The organism is Pseudomonas sp. CF161, from assembly GCF_000416215.1.
Classification (GTDB): Bacteria; Pseudomonadota; Gammaproteobacteria; order Pseudomonadales; family Pseudomonadaceae; genus Aquipseudomonas.
Map to the genome: position 1 here is coordinate 157,115 of NZ_ATLP01000089.1, position 20,393 is coordinate 177,507.

Here is a 20,393-nt window from a genome sequence, read left to right on the forward strand (position 1 = left end):
GCCCAGGGCTGTGGTCACCGGCGCCGGCCGGATCAGAGGATGCGATAGAGCAGGCGTTCGATCCGTACCCGGCTGACCCGGCGCAGGAATTTGCCGACCGCCGCCGGGTAGTCGACCAGGCTTTCCAGGTTCTGGAAGTGCTCGATGCGCCGGGTGTGACGGAAGATCTCCTCCAGTTCGACGCCGCGCGGTTCCAGCAGCTCGCCTTTGGGGTCGTCCAGCAGCAAGGCGTTTTCCAGGTCGAGACGGAAGGCCCGCGGATTGAGGTTGTTGCCGGTGAGCAAGGTGTAGCGCTGGTCGATCCACATGCCCTTGAGGTGGTAGGTGTTATCGCCGTCGCGCCACAGGTGCAGGTTGAGCTGGCCGCTGTCGATCGCCCGCTGATGACGCTTGGCAAAGCGGCGCAGGCTGATCTCGTAGAGGTAAGGCAGCGCGGCGATGACCTTGAACGGCTCGCTCGGCGGGATGTAGAAGTCGTTGGCGGTCTTGTCGCCGACGATGATGTCGATCTTCACCCCACGGGCCAGGGCCCGGTTGATCTCGCGGGTGACCGCCAACGGCAGGTTGAAATACGGGGTGCAGATGGTCAACTGCTGCTGGGCGCTGGCGATCAGTTCGCAGATCACCCGGCTCAGCGGGTTGTTCTTGCCCACGCCGAGCAACGGGCTGACCGACAATTCACCCTTGATCACGCTCCCGGCGCTGGTGTCGTAGGCCGCATGCTTGAGGCGGCTGCGCAGGTCGCCGATGTCGTTGCGCAGGCTGCGGGTGGTCGGCAGGCCGGGCAGGTCCAGGCGATGCACCGCACGCGAGGCCACCAGGCCGTGCTGCACCAGGTGCTGCATCGAGTCGGCCAGGGCCTGGTTGCGCAACAGGTGGTAACGGTCGAAACGGTATTTGTCGAATTTGTGCAGGTAGACGTTGTTCAGGCTGGCGCCGCTGTAGATCACGCAGTCGTCGATCACAAAGCCCTTGAGGTGCAACACGCCGAACAGCTCGCGGGTTTGCACCGGCACCCCGTACACCGGCACTTCGCTGGCGTGGGTACGGGTCATGTCCTGATACCAGGCCGAGTTGCCCGGCTGCTTGCCGGCGCCGATCAGGCCGCGCTGGGCCCTGAGCCAATCCACCACGACCACCACGTCCAGCTCGGGGCGGGCAGCCTTGGCGGCGTGCAGGGCATCCATGATTTCCTGCCCGGCTTCGTCCTGTTGCAGGTACAGGGCGACGATATAGATGCGCTGGGTAGCCTGAGCGATCTGTTCCAGCAAGCAGCGCCGGAACTCGGCAGCGCCGGAAAGAATGGTGACGGCATCGGCGGTCAACGGAAAGCTGCGCAGTTTGGGCAGCAGGGAGCGTTTGAAAAGCGACGGCATAGGGCTCGCAGTGGCTCGAAATCCAAAGAGCCGACGAGCTTACACCAAGCGACCGCTCGGGTCTTGTGGCTGTGGTCACGGCCGCTATCGATGCCACCGACGACCCGCCGCGGCTGGCCGGCAGTTGGCGCCAGCGCGACAAGGGTGTAAACACACCCTGCACGCAACCCTGACTGGAGACGCCCGATGTCATCTGCCCCAGAAGTTCGCCCGCCCCTGCCCCCGTTCAGCCGCGAGTCGGCGCTGCAGAAGGTTCGCCTGGCCGAAGACGGCTGGAACTCCCGCGACCCCGAGCGCGTGTCCCTGGCCTATACCCTGGACACCCAATGGCGCAATCGCGCCGAATTCATCCATGACCGCGCCCAAGCCAAGGCTTTCCTGACCCGCAAATGGGCCAAGGAGCTGGACTACCGATTGATCAAGGAGCTCTGGGCCTTTGCCGATAACCGCATCGCCGTGCGTTATGCCTACGAATGGCATGACGACTCCGGCAACTGGTTCCGTTCCTACGGCAATGAAAACTGGGAGTTCGACGAACAGGGCCTGATGGCCAAGCGTTACGCCTGCATCAACGACCTGCCGATCAAGGCCAGCGAACGGCTGTTCCACTGGCCTTTGGGCCGGCGCCCGGACGAGCATCCGGGCCTCAGCGAGCTGGGGTTGTAACCAAGGCCTGCGCGGGGCACTGGCGGCCCCGCGCGGCGAATCAGGCGGCCTGTTCGCGCTGTGCCGCGGCCTTGGCTTCCAGCTCGCGCACCAGTGGCAACACCCGCTTGCCGAAGTATTCCACCTCTTCCTGGAAGTGCAGGAAGCCCGCCAGTACCAGGTCCACCCCCACCGACTTGAGTTCGACGATGCGCTCGGCGATCTGCTGCGGGGTGCCGATCAGGTTGGTCTTGAAGCCGTCGTTGTACTGCACCAGGTCTTCGAAGGTGGATTTGGCCCAGTTGCCCTCGCCTTCCGGTGAGGCCTTGCCCGCCTGCTTTGCCGCATCGCCAAAGGCGTTGACGGCCTCGGGGTCGGCCTGGTCGATGATCTGCGCCAGCACTGCGCGGGCCTCTTCCTCGGTATCCCGGGCAATGACAAAGGCATTGACCCCGACTTTTACCGAATGGTTGTTCAGCGCGGCCTTGGCCCGGATGTCGTCGACCTGGGCCTTGATCCCCTGCGGCGTGTTGCCGTTGGTGAAGTACCAGTCCGACACCCGCGCCGCCATGTCGCGCGCCGCACGTGAACTGCCGCCCTGGAAGACTTCCGGCTGGCCCAGGGGCTTGGGCTTGAGGCTGTAGTTGTCGAACCGGTAAAAGTCGCCCTTGAAGGTGAAGTTGTCCTGGGACCAGATGCCCTTCAGCGAGCGGATGAACTCTTCGGAACGGCGATAACGCTCATCGTGCTCCAGCCAGTGCTCGCCGATGGCCTGGAACTCACCCTTGAACCAGCCGCTGACGATGTTGACCGCGATGCGGCCATTGGTCAGTTGGTCGATAGTCGCCAATTGCTTGGCCGCCAGCGCCGGCTGCCATGGCCCGGGCAGGATCGCCGCGATCACTTTGAGCGTGCTGGTGGCGGCCAGCAGCGCATGGCTGAACGCCACGGATTCATGCTGGAACTCGGCCCCATAACCGGCAGTGAAGCGGATCTGGGTCAAGGCGTATTCAAAACCGGCGGCTTCGGCCAGTTGCGCCAGCTTGCGGTTGTAGTCGATGCCCCAGTCGGTGCGTTGTTCGATCTTGCTGACCACCAGCCCACCGCTGACGTTGGGCACCCAGTAGGCAAATTTGACGGCTTGCTGACTCATTGGCTTGTCCTCGGGACTTGAGAAGGTACGGGTAGCAGAGCAGCAAGCGTGCCAGTTGCCAGCGCTGCGCCCGCTGGCCCGACTCCCATGGCCTGTAGCGGGCGGAGTACGGCCATCGGGCGCTGTTTGGCGGGGGGCGTTCGCGGCCGGTTGGAGGCCGCGCCAAACCCCGGCCACTGACCATGAAAGACAGCGATTTGTTGAAGCGCTGTTGGCCGAGCAACAGTTGCCAGCCCGACAGCCAGCGCCGGCCCCAGAAAAACCGGGGCCGGCGACTGCGGCATGGAGTGTGCAAACGTCTGGACAGACACCTGTCTTCAACTGCCGATTCAAGGAACCGTCCCATGACCGAACACCAGGTAATCAACCCGCTGTCCATTGGCGTCGACTACGAGGCCCTGGCCGCGCGCTTTCGCCCGATCTTCAAGCAGATCGCCGACGGCGCGGTGCAACGCGAACAAAGCCGCAGCCTGCCCCATGAACCGATCCAGTGGCTGAAGCAGGCCGGGTTCGGCGCGGTGCGGGTGCCGGTGGAATACGGTGGCGGCGGCGCGTCCCTGCCGCAACTGTTCCAGCTGCTGATCGAGCTGGCTGAAGCCGACTCCAACGTGCCGCAGGCCCTGCGCGGGCACTTCGCCTTTGCCGAGGACCGCCTCAACGCCGCCCCGGGTCCGGGACGGGACCTGTGGTTCAAGCGTTTCGTCGAGGGCGACATCGTCGGTTGCGCCTGGACCGAGATCGGCAACGTGGCGATTGGCGATGTGGTGACCAAGGTCTCGCCCGACGGCGACGCCTGGAAGCTCAATGGCGAGAAGTTCTACAGCACCGGGAGCATTTTCTCGGACTGGATCGACGTCTACGCCCAGCGCAGCGACACCGGCGGCGATGTGATCGCGGCCGTGCGTGCGCGCCAGCCGGGCATCGAGCACAGCGATGACTGGGACGGTTTCGGCCAGCGCACCACGGGCAGCGGCACTTCGCGCTTTCGCGATGCCGTGGTCGATGCCGAGAACGTCATCGACTTCGCCACCCGCTTCAAGTACCAGACCGCCTTCTACCAACTGGTGCTGCTGGCCACCCTGGCCGGGATCGGCCGCGCCGCGCTGCGCGACGTGGCCCATGAAGTGCGCAGCCGCAAGCGCATCTACAGCCACGGCAATGCGCCGCGGGTCAGCGAAGACCCCCAGGTGCAGCAGGTGGTCGGCGAAGTCGCGGCCTGGGTGTACGCCGCCGAAGCCAGCGCGGTGCGCGCCGCAGAGCCGGCGCAACGTGCCTACCTGGCACGCTTTGCCGGGGATGAGGCGCTGGAGCGTGCAGCCAACGTCGCCGCGGAAATCGAATCGGCCACCGCCCAGGTGGTGGTCAGCGAACTGATCCAGCGCGCCACCACCCAGCTGTTCAACGCCCTCGGGGCGTCAGACATCCGCCAGGGCAAGGCCCTCGACCGCCATTGGCGCAATGCCCGTACCGTGTCCTCGCACAACCCGGTGATCTACAAGGCACGGATCATCGGCGACTGGGTGATCAACGGCAGCGAACCTCCCTTTGTCTGGCAGATCGGCAACGGCCCGCAGAAAGCCTAGGACGATGCAGCCGGGGCCCTTTGGTGAAGGGGCCCGCGCTGCGGCCAGTGTGCAATAGCGTCGGTCACGGTCGCATGGCGACCTGGGTTGCAGGTAATATGTCGGTCTTTCGCGCAGCCCCCCTTTGCGCTTCCCGCCGAAATAAGCCGAACCCATGCCTTTCGAACTCAGCGTAGACCTGACCACCCTCGCCATTCTCACCCTCGTAGCCTTTATCGCCGGCTTTATCGACGCCATTGCCGGCGGTGGCGGCCTGCTCACCACCCCGGCACTGCTCACCGCCGGATTGCCGCCCCACCTGGTGCTGGGCACCAACAAGCTCAGTTCGACCTTCGGCTCGGCCACCGCCAGCTTTACCTTCTACCGCCGCAAGCTGTTCCACCCACGGCAGTGGACCCACGCCATCGTCGGCACCCTGGTGGGCGGACTGGCGGGTGCGGTGGTCGCCCATTACCTGCCTGCCGAGTGGCTGAACAAGATGCTGCCGGTGATTGTTTTTGCCTGCGGCCTGTACCTGTTGTTCGGTGGCACGCCCAAGGCACCGCTGGACAGCGATGCACCGATCAAGAAGAAATGGCAATCGACCCAGGGCTTCAGCCTGGGCTTCTACGACGGCATTGCGGGCCCCGGCACCGGCGCCTTCTGGACCGTCAGCAGCCTGCTGCTCTACCCCATCGACCTGGTCAAGGCCAGCGGTGTGGCGCGCAGCATGAACTTCGTCAGCAACGCCGCGGCGCTGTCGGTGTTTGTGTTTTCCGGGCAGGTGGACTGGATCATCGGCCTGTGCATGGGCCTCTCGGTCATGGTCGGCGCCTTCTTCGGTGCCCGCACCGCCATCAGTGGCGGCGCCAAATTCATTCGCCCGGTGTTCATCACCGTGGTCCTGGGCCTGACCGTACGCCTGGCCTGGCAACACTGGTTCAGCGTCGCCTGACAGCGAGCGTCATTCCTGAAGCGTTGCGTTATTGCGAATGGCCAGCTGTAGCCGCTGCCGAGCAGCACGAGGCTGCGCTGGCCGGTACAGGCGCCAGCGTTATTCCTGAAGTATTGCGTTGTTGCGAATGGCCAGCGCAGCCTGCGGCAGCGGCTACAGGCGCTCTGCTCAGGTTGGGAGGATGGGCTCGGGTAGGCCCAGGCGCTGGGCGACGTAGAGGTCGATCAGGTAGCGCGCAATCGAGCGCGAGGCAGGCAATGGCGGCAGGCTGCGGATGTTGAACCACTGCGCGTCTTCGATCTCATCGGCCTGGGGCACGATCTCGCCACCGGCATACTCGGCGTGAAAGCCCAGCATCATCGAGTGGGGAAACGGCCAGCATTGGCTGCCGACGTACTGGATGTTCTGCACCTCGACCTGCACTTCTTCGCGCACTTCGCGAATCAGGCATTCCTCCGCCGACTCCCCAGGCTCGGCGAAACCGGCCAGGGTGCTGTAGACCCCCGGCACAAAACGCGGCGAGCGTGCCAGCAGCACGTCGTCACCCCGGGTGATCAGCACGATCATGCTCGGCGAAATCCGCGGGTAGCTGCGCAAGTCGCAGGGCTCGCAGTACATCGCCCGCTCCCGGGGTACTTGATGCATCGGCTGCCCGCAGTTGCCGCAGAAGCGGTGCTCGCGGGCCCAGGTGCCGATCTGCGCGGCATAACCCAGGACCTTGTACAGGGTGTGGTCGCCTTCGAGCATGAATGCCCGCAAGCCTTTCCAGTTGCAGCCCGGCACCTCACTGGAATGGCTCAGCTCCAGCAGGTACACCGGCTCGCCATCCAGATGCCCGATGCCGTGCTCGGTGAGGATCGACAGGTCCTGGCGCTTGAGCCATTCCCGGGGAAACAGCGCGCCGTTGTCGTCGCACAGAAAACCATCCCGGCTGCGGGCCACGGCCCAGCCGCCGGGAAGGTCGATATCCAGTACTGCTGTGGTCCAGCGTGAAGTCATAGTCACTCAATCCAGAAATTCGGGTTTCTGTTTGCTCATATGGGCGGCCATGGCCACGCGCAAATCAGTGGATTGCAGCATGGCGGCGTTCCAGGTGGCGATGTATTCCAGGCCATCGTCGATGCGATGGTCACGCATGTAGCTGATCATTTCCTTGGTGCCGCTGATGGCGATCGGCGACTTGGCGGCGATCTCGCGGGCAATGCCCATCACCCCGTCAAGCAGGCTGGCGGCGTCGCTGTAGGTGCGATTGACCAGGCCCATGCCGCGCGCTTCCTCGGCGCCGAAGGTGCGGCCAGTGTAAGCCAGTTCACGCAACATGCCGTCGCCGATGATACGCGGCAAACGTTGCAAAGTGCCGACATCGGCGGCCATGCCGATGTCGATTTCCTTGATCGAGAACTGCGCATCCTCGGCGGCATAGCGCATGTCGCAGGCGGCGATCAGGTCGATGGCACCGCCCAGGCAATAACCCTGGATCGCCGCCAGCACCGGCTTGCGGCAACTGTCCACGGCATTGAACGAGGCTTGCAGGTTGAGGATCTTGCGCCGCAGCAGACGAGCGTTACGCCCCACGTCCTTGCCCAGTTCGTTGGCCACCCCGGCCAGCATCATCAGGTCGATGCCCGAGGAAAAATGCTTGCCGGCGCCACTGAGCACCACCACGCGTACGGCGTCGGTGTCGTCGATCCAGCGGAAGATGTCGACGATCTCGCTCCAGAACGCAGCGTTCATGGCGTTGATCTTTTCCGGGCGGTTGATCTGCACATGGGCGATGTTGTCGGCAAGTTCGACGCGAAAGGCTTGATATTCGGACATGGCAGTGATCCTTTACTGGGCAGAAAATGAGGGCCGAACTATAGCAAGCACCGCCGCCACCCAGTAAGGCAGCGCATCGGCCAAAAGCGGGACTGGCAGCGCCCTGGCGGCCAGTTGCAGGCCGCTATCGCCTCCGCCGGCTCAACGTTTTATCGCGCAGAAGGCCGCGGTTTCGTAGGGCACCGTAAGCTGCGTCTTGCCTCGCAACTCAGGCTCGCTGTCGATCAGGACCTGGATCTGGCGATCGATCAGCGCCCGCTCCGTCTCCCCCAGGGCGGCGATAAAACTGGTGGAGCGCACCCGATTGAACAACACGTCCTGCACCGCGCCGCTGTGGCCGTGACTGAAGTGCTGTTCCTGCAACGGGGTAAAGCCAGGGTGGGGAAAGGCCGCGCGCCAGGCTCCGGTGTAGTAGCGCGGGGTATCGCCCTGCAGGGCGTTGACGATCTTGTCCAGGCGCGCGACCCACGGCACCCGGGCATCGCGCAGGTTCCACACCAGGCCCAGCCGGCCGCCAGGCTTGAGCACGCGCTGCATTTCGCTGAGCGCCTCGCGGCTGGCAAACCAGTGGAAGGCCTGGGCGCAGACCAGCGCGTCCAGTGACTGATCCGCCAGGGGGATCGCCAGGGCGCTGCCATCCAGCGCCTCGGCCGCGGGATAGGCCGCCGCCAGCCTGGCGCGCATCTGCGCCACCGGTTCCACCGCGATCACCTTGGCGCCGGTGGCCAGCAGCCGGCCGGTGAACTTGCCGGTGCCCGCGCCCAGGTCCAGCACCACCTGGCCGGGGCCCAGGCCCAGGGTGTCACGCAGCCATTGTTCGAGTGGTGGCGGGTAATCCGGGCGGCCGCGCACATAGGTGTCCGCCGCGCCTTTGTAGCCGTCAGCGGCCGAGTGGTGAATGGCTGGGGTTGATTCGCTCATGGTCCGCTGCTCCTGATGGATCGCCGATGGCGCTCAGCTTAGCCCTGCCCGCCCCTGGCGGCCCATGAAGAAAATGTCAGTTTCAGCTCGGCACCAGCACCGGGAACCCGCTAGGGGTTGGGCAGCCACAGGCGAAAGCGCGCTCCGCCCAATGGCGAGGCCTCGACGGTCAGCGTGCCGTCCTGGGCTTGCAGGGCCCGGCGGCTGATGGCCAGGCCCAGGCCGAAACCACCGGTGGCGCGGTCGCGGCTGCGGTCGAGGCGGTAGAAGGGTTCGAACACCCGTTCGCGCTCGGCCTCGGGAATGCCGATGCCATCGTCATCGACCCAGATCTCGCAGCCCTCGGCACTGACCTGGACCCCGATCTGGATACGCTTCTCGCAATAGCGTGTGGCGTTGCGCAACAGGTTCTGGATCGCCCGCGCAGTCAGGCGCGGGTCAAGGGTGAAACGCTCCAGGGCGCCGTTGAGCAGGACATCGATGACGATGTCCGGTGATTCCAGCTCATCGTCGACACTGCCCAGGATGCTGTCGATGAACTCGTCCAGTGCCACCTCGACCTGCTCCGGCAGGCGCGCCGGGTTTTGCAGGCGGCTGTAGGACAGCAGTTCCAGCACCAGTTCATCCAGTTCGCGGATATAGGCCACCAGGCCCTGCAGGCGCTCGCGGCTCGGCGCCGGCAGCTCGTCGGACAGCGCCAGGGCCAGGCCGAAGTCGAGCCGGGTCAGGGGCGTGCGCAGCTCATGGGACACCGCATTGAGCAAGTCCCGTTGCTGGTTGAGGAGGTTTTCGATATCCCCGGCCATGGTGTCGAAGACATGGGCCAGGCTGCCGATGTTGGAACTGGGGGCGATGTGCGTGCGCTCGCCCAGGTGGCCCTTGCCGAAGCGTTCGGCAGTGCGCTTGAGCCGCTCCAGGTCGCGCCAGTGCGGGCGCAGCCAGAACAGCAGGCACGCCAGCAACGCCGCGCCGATCAGCACGTTGATGCTCCAGTACAGCAGGTTGACGTCCAGCGGGTCCGGCGGCACCACCAGCTTTACCGCCTGCTGGCCATCCAGCGGCGCCACCGCCAGGGTCCGCCAGCCCCAATCGCCGACGCGCACGACATTTTCCCCGCGCTCCAGGCGCTCGCGCTCGTACAGGCTGAAGTCGGGGTCGTCGATGCGCACCAGGGCCACGTGCAGCGGCTGGAACTCCTGGTCCATCTGTGCTGCCAGGCTCAGCCACTGCTCGGCCGGCACCGCGTGGAACTGCTTGATGATGAGGTTTTGCAGGCCCCGGGACTGGTCCAGGTTGTAATTCAGAAAGCGCTCGTGAAACACCCTGACCACCAGGTCGGGGATCAGGTAGATGGCGGCACTGAAGGTGACGATGGTGATCAGGTACAGCCGGATCAGGATCCGCAGCATGGACTCAGTATTCCCACTCGGAGCGGCTGAACAGGTAGCCCTTGCCCCATACGGTCTTGATCTTGCGCGCCTCGCCGGCGTGGTCGTCGAATTTGCGCCGCAGCTTGGAAATCGCCACGTCCACCGAACGGTCGGTGCCGTTGAACTCGATGCCGCGCAGGCGTTGCAGGATCTGGTCGCGGCTCAGGACTTCACCGGCATGCCGCGCCAGCACCACCAGCAGGTTGTATTCGCCGCTGGACAGCTCCACCGGCTGCTCGCGCCAGGTCACGCTGCGCTCCGAAAGGTCGATGCACAGGTTGCCCATCAGGATCCGGTCGCTGGCGCTCTGGGGTTCGCTGAGGCTGCTGCGGCGCAACAGGGTGCGTACCCGGGCCAGCAGGACCCTGGGCTCGCAGGGTTTGGTCACGTAGTCGTCGGCGCCCATTTCCAGGCCCAGTACCTGGTCGTGGCTGTCGTCACGGGCGGTGAGCATCAGGATCGGCAGAGTCGCCGAGTCGGAGCGCAACAGGCGACACACCTGCAGGCCGTCGAGCCCGGGCAGCATCAGGTCGAGAATCACCAGGTCCGGCGGGCTGACCCGCGCCCGTTCGCGCACCTGGTCGCCGCGGCTGATCACGTTGACCTGGTAGCCATTGCGCTCCAGGTAGCTGGCGATCAACTCCGACAGCGCGGTGTCGTCTTCGACCAGAAGGATATTGGGCATGGGGACGTCCAGAAATTGCCGACGAGCATGCGGCGAAAGTTCACGAGGGGCACAGAGGATATACAACCTCAGGCCCCAGCGCGTGCCCGCTTCACACTTTTTCACACAGCACCTACAGAGCTTCACAGCGCCCCTTGACCCTTGCCCTTAGCATGCCGGGGTCATTATTGGGGTATCAGCATGTCGAAAAACCTGTTTGCGCAACTTGGCCTGGTCGCCCTGGCCGTGACCCTGAGCGCCTGTGGCCCTTCCGCCGACAGCGAACAACAACCGCCTGCGGCCAAGGTCCGGGTCGAAACCATCGAGGCCCGGCCCCTGTCGATCAGCAGTGAGCTGAGCGGGCGGATTGCCGCGCCGCGCATCGCCGAGGTCCGCGCCCGGGTGGCCGGCGTGGTGCTGCAACGCACCTTCCGCGAGGGCAGTGACGTCAAGCAGGGCCAGGTGCTGTTCCGCATCGACCCGGCGCCGTTCAAGGCCGACCTCGACAGCGCCCTGGCCAGCCTGCGCAAGGCCGAAGCCAATGCCTTCCAGGCACGCCTGCAGGAACAGCGCTACGCGCAACTGGTCGACGACCAGGCCATCAGCGGCCAGGAATACGACAACGCCCGGGCCAATGCGCGCCAGACCGCCGCCGAGGTCGCGGCCAATCAGGCGGCGGTGCAGCGGGCCAGGCTCAACCTGGGCTACGCCACCGTCACCGCACCGATTTCCGGGCGCGTCGGCCGCGCCCTGGTGACCGAAGGCGCACTGGTCGGGCAGAACGAAACCACGCCCCTGGCGCTGATCCAGCAGCTGGACCCGATCCATGCCGACCTGACCCAGTCGACCCGCGAACTCAACGACCTGCGCCGGGCCTTCCGCGCCGGGCAGTTGCAGCAGGTTGGCCAGGACCAGGCCAAGGCCACCCTGATCCAGGACGACGGCAGCCTCTACCCGCTGCCGGGCAAGCTGTTGTTCGCCGATATCAGCGTCGACCCCAGCACCGGGCAGATCATCCTGCGCAGCGAATTCCCCAACCCCGACCTCGACCTGCTGCCCGGCAGCTTTGTCCGGGTGCGCCTGGAACAGGCAGTGAACCAGCAAGGCATCAGCGTGCCGCAACGGGCCATCCTGCGTGACAGCGCCGGCATCGCCCAGGTGCTGCTGGTGGACAGCGAACTGCGCGTCAGCCAGCACCCGGTGCAACTGGGCCAGGTGCTGCAGGACCGCTGGATTGTCACCCAGGGCTTGAAGCCCGGTGACCGCATTGTGGTTGAAGGCGTGCAGCACGCCCGCCCCGGCGAGCTGGTACAGATCGACGACAGCCCTCTCCCCCTCGCCCAGGCTGCTCAGTAGGTAGGAACCCCCATGCCGCAATTCTTTATCGACCGCCCGGTATTCGCCTGGGTGGTCGCGATGTTCATCCTGCTGGCCGGTGCCCTGGCCATTCCGCAATTGCCGGTGGCGCAATACCCCAACGTCGCCCCGCCGCAAGTGGAAATTTACGCCACCTACCCCGGCGCCTCGGCCCAGACCCTGGACGAAAGCGTGGTCAGCCTGATCGAGCAAGAGCTCAACGGCGCCGATCACCTGCTGTATTTCGAATCCCAGAGCAGCCTCGGCAGCGCCACCATCACCGCCACCTTCCAGCCCGGGACCAACCCGGAGATGGCCCAGGTCGACGTGCAGAACCGGCTCAAGGCGGTCGAGCCGCGCTTGCCCCAGGCCGTGACCCAGCAAGGCTTGCAGGTGGAAAAGGTTTCGGCGGGCTTCCTGCTGCTGATCACCCTGACCTCCAGCGACGGACGCCTGGATGACGTGGCCCTCAGCGACTACCTGGCGCGCAACGTGATGAACGAGATCCGCCGCCTGGATGGCGTCGGCAAGGCGCAGCTGTATGGTTCCGAACGGGCGATGCGCATCTGGGTCGACCCGCAGAAGCTGATTGGTTTCAACCTGACCCCGGCTGACGTCAGCGCCGCCATCGCCGCGCAGAATGCCCAGGTCTCGGCCGGCAGCATCGGCGACCTGCCGACCCGCTCGACCCAGGAAATCACCGCCTCGATCCTGGTCAAGGGCCAGCTGTCGACGCCCCAGGAGTTCGCCGACATCGTGCTGCGGGCCAATCAGGACGGTTCCACCGTGCGCATCGGCGATGTGGCACGGGTCGAGATCGGCAGCCAGGAGTATCAGTTTTCCACGCGCCTGAACGGCAAACCGTCGACCGCGGTCAGCGTGCAGCTGTCGCCCGGGGCCAATGCCCTGAGCACCGCGACCCGGGTGCGGGCGAAAATGGACGAGCTGGCGCGCTTCTTCCCGGCGGGCGTGGAATACAAGATCCCCTACGACACCTCGCCCTTCGTCAAGGTCTCGATCACCAAGGTGGTCTACACCCTGGTCGAAGCCATGGTGCTGGTGTTCGCGGTGATGTTCCTGTTCCTGCAGAACATCCGCTACACCCTGATCCCGACCCTGGTAGTGCCCGTGGCGCTGATGGGCACCTTCGCCACCATGTTGCTGCTGGGGTTCTCGATCAACGTGCTGACCATGTTCGGCATGGTGCTGGCCATCGGCATCCTGGTGGATGACGCCATTGTGGTGGTGGAGAACGTCGAACGGATCATGGCCAACGAGGGCCTGTCGCCCAAGGAAGCCACGCGCAAGGCCATGCAGCAGATCACCGGGGCCATTGTCGGCATCACCCTGGTGCTGGTGGCGGTGTTTATCCCCATGGCCTTCATGCCAGGTTCGGTGGGGGTGATCTATCAGCAGTTCTCGCTGTCGATGGCGACCTCGATCCTGTTCTCGGCCTTCCTCGCCCTGACCCTGACCCCGGCGCTGTGCGCGACCCTGCTCAAGCCCCTGGCCAAAGGCGAACACCAGGAAAAACGCGGTTTCTTCGGCTGGTTCAACCGCCGCTTTGAACGCCTGACTGAGGGCTACCAGCGCTGGGTGGTGCACGCGCTGAAACGCAGCGGACGCTACCTGCTGGTGTATGGCGTGCTGCTGGTGGGCCTGGGACTGCTGTTCAGCCGCCTGCCCTCCTCGTTCCTGCCGGTGGAAGACCAGGGCTACACCATCACCGATATCCAGTTGCCACCCGGTGCCAGCAAGAACCGCACGGTACAGGTGGTGGAACAGATCGAAGCGCACAACGCCGGTGAGCCCGGGGTCGGCGACAGCACGGTGATCCTCGGCTTCAGCTTCTCCGGCAGCGGGCAGAACGCGGCGCTGGCCTTTACCACCCTCAAGGACTGGTCGTCCCGGGGCAGCGACGATTCGGCGATGGCGATTGCCGATCGGGCCAACGCGGCCCTCAGCGAGATCAAGGACGCGGTGGCCTACGCCGTGTTGCCGCCGCCCATCGACGGCCTGGGCACCTCCAGCGGCTTCGAGTTCCGCTTGCAGGACCGGGGCGGCCTGGGGCATGCGGCCTTGATGGCAGCGCGCAGCGAGTTGCTGGCGGCGGCGGAAAAAAGCCCGATCCTGACCAACGTCCGTGAAAGCGCCCTGGCCGAAGCGCCTCAGGTGCAGTTGGAGGTGGACCGCAAGCAGGCCAACGCCCTGGGCATTTCCTTTGCCGATATCGGTAACGTGCTGTCCACGGCCGTTGGTTCGGCTTACATCAATGACTTCCCCAACCAGGGCCGCATGCAGCGGGTGGTGGTTCAGGCCGAAGGCGATCAGCGCAGCCAGGTTGCCGACCTGATGAAGATCCACGTGCGCAACAACGCCGGGAAGATGGTGCCGCTGTCGGCCTTCGTCCGCGCGCATTGGGTCCAGGGCCCGGCGCAGTTGACCCGCTACAACGGCTACCCGGCGATTAGCATTTCCGGCGAGCCGGCCCCGGGTCACAGCACCGGCGAAGCCATGGCCGAAGTGCAGCGCCTGGTGGAGCAACTGCCAACCGGGCTGGGCCAGGAATGGACCGGGCTGTCGCTGCAGGAACGCCTCTCGGGCAGCCAGGCGCCAATGCTCCTGGGGCTGTCGCTGTTGATCGTGTTCCTGTGCCTGGCTGCGCTGTATGAAAGCTGGTCGATCCCGACGTCGGTGCTGCTGGTGGTGCCACTGGGGGTGCTGGGCGCGGTGTTGGCGGTGTCCTTGCGTGGCATGCCCAACGATGTGTTCTTCAAGGTCGGGCTGATCACCATCATTGGCCTGTCGGCGAAGAACGCGATCCTGATCATCGAGTTCGCCAAGAGCCTGTACGACGAAGGCCACGACCTGGTGGACGCCACGGTGCAAGCCGCGCGCCTGCGGCTGCGGCCGATTGTCATGACCTCCCTGGCGTTTATCCTCGGCGTGGTGCCCCTGGCCATCGCCACCGGTGCCAGCTCGGCAAGCCAGCAAGCCATCGGCACCGGGGTGATCGGCGGCATGATCACCGCGACCCTGGCGGTGATCTTCGTGCCGGTGTTTTTTGTGGTGGTGATGAAGCTGGTGGGGCGGCGCAAAACCGAGGATTGAGCGGGTCATGGGGTATGCCGCGGGTACAGCTGATGCCTGGCGGTGATCTTCAGGGCCAGAGTCCGAACGCGGCCCGAGCCTGGCGGCAGCGGCTACAACACCTGTAGCCGCTGCCTCAGGCTCGCCCCCCCTATCGCAGGGCTCTACGCAGCACCTTGCCAACCGTGGTCTTGGGCAACTCTTCGGTGCGGAACTCGACGAAACGCGGCACCTTGTAGCCCGTGAGGTATTCGCGGCAGTGGGCCAGCAGCTGTTCCTGGGTCAGGCTGGGGTTTTTGCGCACCACGAAGATCTTCACCTTTTCGCCGCTCACCCCGTCCTCGACCCCGATCGCCGCCACTTCGGCCACTCCCGGGTGCAGGGCCACCACGTCTTCGATCTCGTTGGGGTAGACGTTGAAACCCGAGACCAGAATCATGTCTTTCTTGCGGTCCACCAGGCGGATAAACCCCTGCTCGTTCATCACCCCGATGTCACCGGTGGACAGCCAGCCATGGCGGTCCAGGACTTTGGCGGTGTCTTCCGGGCGCTGCCAGTAACCCTTCATCACCTGCGGCCCGCGCACCTGCAGTTCGCCCTCCTCGCCCAGCTCCGCCAGTTCACCGTCTTCACGCACGAAGCGCACCCAGGTCGACGGCAACGGCACGCCGATGGTGCCGGTGAAATCCCCCTCGCGCATGCGCGCAATGTCGATCGGGCTGATGCTCACCACCGGCGAACACTCGGTCAGGCCGTAACCTTCGATGATCGGCACCCCGGTCACCTCTTTCCAGCGCCGGGCCACCGCCGTATGGGTGGCCATGCCGCCGGCGATTGCCAGTTTCAGCCCGGAAAAATCCCGGCCGCGAAACTCCTCGTTTTCCAGCAGGCCGTTGAACAGGGTGTTGACCCCGACAATGCCGCTGAACTTCTCCTTGCGCAGGATCATCTGCACCCGCTTCACGTCCCGGGGGTTGGCGATCAGGATGTTGCGCCCGCCCAGGCACATGAACATCAGGCAGTTCACCGTCAGCGACAGCACGTGGTACAGCGGCAACAGGGTGACGTTGGTTTCCTGCTGGTTCTCGTCCAGCTGATTGCCGACCCAGGCCTTGGCCTGCATCAGGTTGGCCAGGATGTTGCGATGGGTCAGCATCGCGCCCTTGGCATCGCCGGTGGTGCCGCCGGTGTATTGCAAAAAGGCGATGTCGTCGTGCTTGAGCGCAACCGGTTGATGGCTGAGCACGCTGGCCAGTTTCATCAGCTGCGGGAAGCGGATCGAACCCGGCAAGTTGAAGCGCGGCACCTGTTTCTGCACGTGGCGCAGGGCAAAGTTCAGCGCCGCGCCTTTGAAGGTGCCCAGCAGGTCGCCAATGGCGGCAACCACGATGTTTTTCAGGCGGCTGCCGGGCAGCGCCTGCTCCAGGGTGTGGGCGAAGTTTTCGAAGATGACCACGGTCTCGGCACCGCTGTCTTTGAGCAGGTGCCTGAGTTCATGGGCGGTGTACAGCGGGTTGACGTTGACCACCACCGCCCCGACCAACAGCGTGCCGAACAGGCAGATCGGGTATTGCAGGCAGTTGGGCATCATCAGCGCCACCCGGTCGCCTTTCTTCACCCCCTTCGATTGCAGCCAGGCGGCGAAGGCAAAGACCCGTTTCTCCCATTGGTCATAACCCATCTCGGTGCCGATGCTGACGTAAGCCACGCGCTGGCGGTATTTCTCCACATGCTCCAGGAACACTTCCCGCAGCGATGGGTAGCGGTCGATCTCGGCTTCGATATCGGTCGGCACGCCCGGCAGATAAGCGTTCAACCAGATGCGTTCAGCGGGGTGCAGGCTTACGACACTCATGGCAGTCTCCTTGTTGTTATTTTTCGACGATGGCGGTAACACCCAGCCCGCCTGCGGCACAGATGGATATCAGGCCCCGGCCGCCCCCGCGCTCGGCGATGGCCTTGGCCAGGGTCGCCAGTTGCCGGCCACCGGTGGCGGCAAATGGATGACCGCAACCCAGGGAGCCGCCGTTGACGTTGAGCTTGCCGCGCTCGATGCTGCCCAGGGGCGCCTCCAGCCCGAGCTGGTCGCGGCAGTAGTCGGGGTCTTCCCAGGCCTTGAGGGTGCACAGCACCTGGGCCGCGAAGGCTTCGTGAATCTCGTAGAAGTCAAAGTCCTGCAGGCTCAGGCCTTCCCGGGCCAGCATGCGCGGCACGGCATAGGCCGGGGCCATCAGCAGGCCCTCGGAGCCGTCGACAAAGTTCACCGCCGCCGTCTCCCCGGTGCGCAGGTACGCCAGCACCGGCAGGTTGTGCGCCGCCGCCCACGCTTCGCTGGCCAGCAGCACCACCGAGGCGCCATCGGTCAGGGGCGTCGAGTTGCCGGCGGTCAGGGTGCCGTTCTGGCGGTCGTAGGCCGGGCTCAGGCCGGCGAGCTTTTCCAGGCTGGCATCGGCCCGCAGGTTGTTGTCCCGGGCCAGGCCACGGTACGGGGTGATCAGGTCATTGAAAAACCCACGCTGGTAGGCCGCCTCCAACTGCCGATGGCTGTTGAGGGTCAGTTCATCCTGGGCCAGGCGCTTGATCTGCCAGCGCTTGGCCATTTCCTCGCAGTGCTCGCCCATGGACAGCCCGGTGCGCGGTTCGCCATTGCGCGGCAGCAGCGGTTTGAAAAACATCGACGGGCGCACCTTGAGCAGGGTCCGCAGCGTGTTGCCAGCGCCCTTGGCCCGATTGGCCTGGAGCAGCGTGCGGCGCAGGGATTCATTGATCCCGATCGGCGCATCGGAGGTGGTATCGGCCCCGCCGGCAACCCCGACTTCGATCTGCCCCAGGGCGATCTTGTTGGCCACCAGCAACGCCGCCTCCAGCCCGGTGCCACAGGCCTGCTGCACGTCGTAGGCCGGGGTTTGCGCGGACAGGGTGGTGGACAGCAGGGTCTCGCGGGCCAGGTTGAAGTCCCGGGAATGCTTGATCACCGCCCCCGCGGCGAACTCCCCCAGGCGCTGCCCTTGCAGGCCGTAGCGGTCCACCAGGCCCTGCAGCGCTGCCACCAGCAGGTCCTGGTTGCTGTCATTGGCGTACACCGTGTTCGAGCGGGCGAATGGAATCCGATTGCCCCCCAGGATCGCCACCCGACGCACCGGCGCCGGGTTGAAACTGTATTCACTCATTGCCCCGCTCCCCAAATAAACAGCCCGCGCATATGCGGCTTGTCGCCCGCCTGGTTGCGCACTTCAAACTCATGGCGTGATCCGCTGGGCGGCGCGTTCCACAAGGTCACGGCCGCCGGCAGGAAAATCGGCAGCTTGAACTCGCACTCCAGCTGCGCCGCCTCCAGCGCCTGGGGTGGTTGCTGCGCCGCCAGGGCCCGGCCCAGGGTCCACATGCCATGGGCGATGGGCCGCCGAAAACCGAACAGGCGCGCCCCCAGCCAGGACGTGTGGATCGGGTTGAAGTCACCGCTGACCTTGGCAAAGCGTCGCCCCAGGTCCGCCGCCAAGGTCCAGCGCTGGGTGCGGCGCAAGGCTTCGGGCGCCAGTGCCGGGGCGCCTTGCCAGGGCTCGCCCAGCGGCGCCGCCACCCCACGACGCAGATACAGGCTGTCGCCCTCCCAGACCAGGCTGCCGTTGCTGTAGCCACGGGTGGCGATGGACAGCGCCTGGCCCTTGGGGTGCGCCAGCCAGCGTTCGGCGAAGACTTCCAGGCGCAGGGCCTGGCCCTCCTCCAGACGCTGGTACTGCCGAATGCGATTGGCCAGGTGCACCATGCCGCTGGCCGGGTAGGCAAAACTCGGCCGGGTCAGCAGCAACAGGTGCAGGGGAAAGGCCAGGGTGTGGGGAAACGACAGCGGCACCCCATGCTCGCGACGAAAGCCGCAGGCCTGGGCGTAGCGCGCCACCTCTGCGGCCTGCAGCTCCACCGCCGGGCGCACCAGGCGCTCGGTGGGCAACTGCGGCGCAGCGTCCGGCTTGGGCTTGCGCAAGCTGCGCAGACCGTCGTAGAGCAATTGGCCCCGGGACGGCAGCGGCTCGATGATACGAATGGCAGAGTCGACAGTCATGGCTCAGGCTCCCAGCAGGCTTTGGCCGCAGACGCGAACCACCTGCCCGTTGATCCCGCCCGAGGCCGGATGGGCCAGCCAGGCGATGGTCTGTGCCACATCCACCGCTTGCCCACCCTGGGACAGCGAGTTCATGCGGCGCCCGGCCTCGCGGATCAGCAGCGGGATCCTGGCGGTCATCTGGGTCTCGATAAACCCCGGGGCCACGCCATTGACCGTGACTTGCTGGCGCGCGGCCAAAGGCGCCAGGCTTTGCACCAGGCCGATCACCCCGGCCTTGGACGTGGCGTAGTTGGTCTGCCCGAGGTTGCCGGCGATCCCGGAGATCGACGACACACAGACAATCCGCCCCCCCGGGTTCAGGCCCTGGCCTTCCAGCAGCGCCTGGCTCAGCAGCAGCGGCGCCTGCAGATTGACCGCCAGCACCTGGCGCCAGGCCGCTTCGGTCATCTTGGCCAGGGTCTTGTCCTGGGTGATGCCGGCGTTGTGCACCACGATGTCGAACGCCCCATGCTCACCGACAAAACCCAGCAGCTGGCTGCCGGCCTCGGCGGCGGTGATGTCCAGGGTCAGCGCGCTGCCCTCCACCGCCGTCGCCGCCTGCTGCAAGGCCGCCGCGTTCTGCGGGATATCCAGGCACACCACGTGCGCGCCCTCGGCCGCCAGCACCTGGGCGATGGCCAGGCCAATGCCGCGGCTGGCACCGGTCACCAGCGCCCGGCGTCCGGCCAGGGGCTGGTCCCAGGCGATGGGCTTGGGCACGTCCACCGGTTCGGCAATCCGCACCACCTGCCCCGAAACGTAGGCCGAACGCCGCGACAAAAAGAACCGCAGGCTGCTGTCCAGCTCGGCCTCGGCCCCCGGCTCCACATACAGCAGCTGCACGGTAATCGCCCGACGCAGCTCCTTGCCCAGGGAACGCACAAAACCTTCCAGGGCCCGTTGCACCACGGCCTGCGCCAGTTCCTTGCATTGCTCCGGCGGCGTGCCCAGCACCAGCACCCGGCCATGGGCGCCGAGGCGCCGCACATTGGCATGGAAGAAGCGATACAGCTCATCCAACTGGGCCACATCACGCAGGCCGCTGGCATCGAATACCGCGCCCTGGACCTTGACCGTGGACGGCGCCTTGATGCTCGCCGCCTGGGCCGCCACGGTATCGGTGGCGGCGAAGATCCGTTGCAGTTCGCCCAGTAACCGGCCCTCGGAGCCGCTTGCGAGAATCACCGGGTTGACCAGATTGCCGCCCTGCCCCTCGCGCTGGCGTTGCAGGGCCAAGGGTTGTGGCAGGCCCGCGGTTTGCGCGAGCCGGCGCCCCCAAGGGGAATTGACGAACGAAAGATAACCGTCAGACATGGAGAAA

16 protein-coding genes are annotated in these 20,393 nt (G+C 65.6%); 5 read left to right on the top strand and 11 right to left on the bottom strand.

The features are described from left to right. Positions 1-32 precede the first annotated feature (32 nt). Positions 33-1,376: a CDP-diacylglycerol--serine O-phosphatidyltransferase gene (gene pssA / locus CF161_RS17960; protein WP_020298011.1), complete on the bottom strand. Its 1,344-nt coding sequence runs from the start codon at positions 1,374-1,376 to the stop codon at positions 33-35. Positions 1,377-1,562: 186 nt separating this feature from the next. Here pssA and CF161_RS17965 point away from each other — a divergent pair, with 186 nt between their 5' ends. Continuing rightward, complete coding sequence (locus CF161_RS17965) at positions 1,563-2,042, top strand: nuclear transport factor 2 family protein (RefSeq protein WP_020298012.1); 480 nt, start codon at positions 1,563-1,565, stop codon at positions 2,040-2,042. Positions 2,043-2,082: 40 nt separating this feature from the next. Here the strand turns inward: CF161_RS17965 and sfnG are convergent, their stop codons facing one another. Beyond that, positions 2,083-3,174: a dimethylsulfone monooxygenase SfnG gene (sfnG, locus tag CF161_RS17970; RefSeq protein ID WP_020298013.1), complete on the bottom strand. Its 1,092-nt coding sequence runs from the start codon at positions 3,172-3,174 to the stop codon at positions 2,083-2,085. 344 nt (positions 3,175-3,518) lie between these two features. On the opposite strand from sfnG, the gene CF161_RS17975 reads away from it, so the two are divergent. Beyond that, complete coding sequence (locus tag CF161_RS17975; protein WP_020298014.1) at positions 3,519-4,757, top strand: acyl-CoA dehydrogenase family protein; 1,239 nt, start codon at positions 3,519-3,521, stop codon at positions 4,755-4,757. A gap of 154 nt (positions 4,758-4,911) precedes the next feature. Then, positions 4,912-5,691, top strand: a complete 780-nt coding sequence (locus tag CF161_RS17980; protein WP_020298015.1) for a TSUP family transporter — start codon at positions 4,912-4,914, stop codon at positions 5,689-5,691. A 168-nt stretch (positions 5,692-5,859) separates the two neighbouring features. On the opposite strand, the gene nudC is transcribed toward CF161_RS17980, so the two are convergent. The 5 genes from nudC to CF161_RS18005 form a co-directional block, all read right to left on the bottom strand. Further along, positions 5,860-6,690: an NAD(+) diphosphatase gene (nudC, locus tag CF161_RS17985; protein WP_020298016.1), complete on the bottom strand. Its 831-nt coding sequence runs from the start codon at positions 6,688-6,690 to the stop codon at positions 5,860-5,862. 6 nt (positions 6,691-6,696) lie between these two features. Beyond that, positions 6,697-7,509 (bottom strand): crotonase/enoyl-CoA hydratase family protein, encoded by an 813-nt coding sequence (locus CF161_RS17990; RefSeq protein WP_020298017.1) that lies wholly within the window; start codon positions 7,507-7,509, stop codon positions 6,697-6,699. 141 nt (positions 7,510-7,650) lie between these two features. Further along, positions 7,651-8,430 carry a class I SAM-dependent methyltransferase gene (locus CF161_RS17995; protein WP_020298018.1) on the bottom strand — a complete coding sequence of 260 codons (780 nt, stop codon included), beginning with the start codon at positions 8,428-8,430 and terminating at the stop codon, positions 7,651-7,653. 110 nt (positions 8,431-8,540) lie between these two features. Next, positions 8,541-9,839: an ATP-binding protein gene (locus tag CF161_RS18000; protein WP_020298019.1), complete on the bottom strand. Its 1,299-nt coding sequence runs from the start codon at positions 9,837-9,839 to the stop codon at positions 8,541-8,543. 4 nt (positions 9,840-9,843) lie between these two features. Further along, positions 9,844-10,545 (bottom strand): response regulator transcription factor, encoded by a 702-nt coding sequence (locus CF161_RS18005; RefSeq protein ID WP_020298020.1) that lies wholly within the window; start codon positions 10,543-10,545, stop codon positions 9,844-9,846. 180 nt (positions 10,546-10,725) lie between these two features. Here CF161_RS18005 and CF161_RS18010 point away from each other — a divergent pair, with 180 nt between their 5' ends. After that, positions 10,726-11,880, top strand: a complete 1,155-nt coding sequence (locus CF161_RS18010; protein WP_020298021.1) for an efflux RND transporter periplasmic adaptor subunit — start codon at positions 10,726-10,728, stop codon at positions 11,878-11,880. A gap of 12 nt (positions 11,881-11,892) precedes the next feature. Beyond that, positions 11,893-14,991, top strand: a complete 3,099-nt coding sequence (locus CF161_RS18015) for an efflux RND transporter permease subunit (RefSeq protein WP_020298022.1) — start codon at positions 11,893-11,895, stop codon at positions 14,989-14,991. Between the two features lie 130 nt (positions 14,992-15,121). Here the strand turns inward: CF161_RS18015 and CF161_RS18020 are convergent, their stop codons facing one another. Genes CF161_RS18020 through CF161_RS18035 form a run of 4 tightly spaced genes read right to left on the bottom strand, consistent with a single transcriptional unit; the run spans position 15,122 to position 20,386 of the window. Then, on the bottom strand, positions 15,122-16,825 hold the full coding sequence (locus tag CF161_RS18020) for a long-chain-fatty-acid--CoA ligase (protein WP_020298023.1): 1,704 nt from the start codon (positions 16,823-16,825) through the stop codon (positions 15,122-15,124). A 16-nt stretch (positions 16,826-16,841) separates the two neighbouring features. Further along, positions 16,842-18,140 carry an acetyl-CoA C-acetyltransferase gene (locus CF161_RS18025; protein WP_020298024.1) on the bottom strand — a complete coding sequence of 433 codons (1,299 nt, stop codon included), beginning with the start codon at positions 18,138-18,140 and terminating at the stop codon, positions 16,842-16,844. Continuing rightward, positions 18,137-19,030: a MaoC/PaaZ C-terminal domain-containing protein gene (locus CF161_RS18030; RefSeq protein WP_020298025.1), complete on the bottom strand. Its 894-nt coding sequence runs from the start codon at positions 19,028-19,030 to the stop codon at positions 18,137-18,139. Before CF161_RS18030 ends, CF161_RS18025 begins: the two co-directional genes overlap by 4 nt. 3 nt (positions 19,031-19,033) lie before the next feature. Continuing rightward, entirely contained in the window at positions 19,034-20,386 is a 1,353-nt protein-coding gene (locus CF161_RS18035; RefSeq protein WP_020298026.1) for a 3-oxoacyl-ACP reductase, read from the bottom strand. Positions 20,387-20,393 lie beyond the last annotated feature (7 nt).